Source organism: Rhodococcus jostii NBRC 16295 (assembly GCF_001894825.1).
GTDB classification, from domain to species: Bacteria; Actinomycetota; Actinomycetes; order Mycobacteriales; family Mycobacteriaceae; genus Rhodococcus_F; species Rhodococcus_F jostii.
Genome location: NZ_BCWY01000206.1, coordinates 1 through 2218, shown reverse-complemented (window position 1 = coordinate 2218; position 2218 = coordinate 1). Strand labels below are relative to the sequence as shown.

At 68.3% G+C, this 2218-nt stretch carries 2 protein-coding genes; both read left to right on the top strand.

Annotation, left to right across the window (positions count from 1 at the left end):
• Positions 1-1194, top strand: coding sequence for an isobutyryl-CoA dehydrogenase (locus tag RJ1_RS44710; protein WP_073371142.1), 1194 nt, complete (start codon positions 1-3; stop codon positions 1192-1194).
• Positions 1191-2218 (top strand): enoyl-CoA hydratase/isomerase family protein (locus RJ1_RS44705; protein ID WP_073371141.1); only part of this gene is annotated, 1028 nt, incomplete at its 3' end. The genes RJ1_RS44710 and RJ1_RS44705, both read left to right, overlap by 4 nt.

Here is a 2218-nt window from a genome sequence, read left to right as displayed (position 1 = left end):
ATGTTCACCTTGACCGATGACGAGCGGGCGATCTGCGACACCGCCCGCGACTTCGCGGCCGAGCATCTCGCGCCGCATGCCGTGGAGTGGGATCAGAGCAAGCATTTCCCGGTGGATGTTCTGCGTAAGGCGGCGTCGTTGGGGATGGGCGGGATCTATATCCGTGAGGATGTGGGTGGGTCGGAGTTGACTCGTGTCGATGCGGCCCGCATCTTCGAGCAGCTCGCGAAGGGGTGCCCGTCGATCGCCGCGTATATCTCCATCCACAACATGGTGACGTGGATGATCGACAGGTTCGGCACCGAGGAGCAGCGGCACGCGTTCGTGCCGGGGTTGTGCTCGATGGATCAGTTGGGCAGTTACTGCCTGACCGAGCCGGGTGCCGGGTCGGATGCGGCGGCGCTGAGCACCCGGGCGGTCCGCGACGGCGACGATTTCGTGCTCAACGGGGTCAAGCAGTTCATTTCCGGGGCGGGCACCTCGGATGTGTATGTGGTGATGGCCCGGACCGGGGAGGGTGGTCCGCGGGGGATTTCCGCGTTCATCGTCCCCAAGGGTGCGCCGGGGCTGTCGTTCGGGCCGAACGAGGTGAAGATGGGCTGGAACGCCCAGCCCACCCGGCAGGTGATCTTCGAGGACGTGCGGGTGCCGGCGGCGAACCTGCTCGGCGCCGAGGGCGGCGGTTTCCGGATCGCGATGGCCGGGCTGAACGGTGGCCGGCTCAACATCGCGGCGTGCTCGGTGGGCGGGGCGCAGACCGCGTTGGACCGGGCGGTGGCGTATCTGGCGGACCGGAAGGCGTTCGGTGCGTCGTTGCTCGATTCGCAGGCGCTGCAGTTCCAGCTCGCCGACATGCGCACCGAACTCGAGGCCGCCCGCACCCTGTTGTGGCGGGCGGCGGCGGCGCTGGAGGAGGGTGCCCCGGACGTCGTGGAGTTGTGTGCGATGGCGAAGCGGTTCGCCACCGACACCGGTTTCGAGGTGGCGAACAGGGCGCTGCAGCTGCACGGGGGGTACGGCTATCTTGCCGAGTACGGAATCGAAAAGATCGTCCGGGACCTGCGGGTGCATCAGATCCTCGAGGGCAGCAACGAGATCATGCGGGTGGTCATCGCCCGCAGCGTCGTCGCGGGCGCCGGACACGGAAAGCCCGGACACGGAAAGCCCGGACACGGAAAGCAAGGAGCGGCATGAGCGAGGCGGTATCTGCGGAACCGGAAGTTCTGATCGAGAAGAGCGGCGGTCTGGGCCGCATCGTTCTCAATCGGCCCAGGGCGATCAACGCCCTCAACCATGCGATGGTGCGGCGGATCGCGGCGGCACTGGCCGAATGGTCCGGCGACGATACGGTGCGGGCGGTGCTGATCACCGGGGCCGGTGAGCGGGGGCTGTGCGCCGGCGGCGACATCGTGTCGATCTACCACGACGCGAAGGACGGCGGCACCGGGTCGCGGGAGTTCTGGCGCGACGAGTATGTCCTGAACGCGGCCATCGCGAACTACCGCAAGCCGTATGTGGCGATCATGGACGGCATCGTGATGGGCGGCGGGGTCGGGGTGTCGGCGCACGGCAGCGTCCGGGTTGTCACCGAGCGGTCGATGATCGGGATGCCCGAGACCGGGATCGGTTTCGTCCCCGACGTCGGCGGCACCTACCTGCTCGCCCGCACCCCGGGCGAGTTGGGCACCCATATCGCCCTGACCACCGCCCGGCTCAGCGCCGGGGATGCGATCGCGTGCGGGTTCGCCGACCACTTCGTCCCGTCGGAGAAGATCGAGCAGTTCATCGAGGCGCTGTCGGAAACCACGGTGGAGGCTGCGCTGGCCGCGTTCACCGCACCGGCACCGGTGTCGGAGTTGGTGGCGCAGCGGGGCTGGATCGACGCCGCGTACTCCGCCGGCAGTGTCGCCGAGATCGTGTCCCGGTTGCGCGGCAGCGGTGTCCCGGAGGCGGAGAAGGCGGCCGAGCAGGTCGTGTCGAAGTCGCCGACCGCGTGCGCGGTCACCTTGAAATCGCTGCGCCGCGCCCGGCAGGCCGGCAGTCTCGAGGAAGTCCTCAACGACGAATTCCGGGTGTCCGTCGCCTGCCTGAGCTCACCCGACCTCGTCGAGGGCATCCGGGCGCAGGTCGTCGAGAAGGACCGCAACCCCCGGTGGAAGCCCGCCACCATCGACGAGGTCGACGACACCCAGATCGACGCGTTCTTCACACCGCTCGG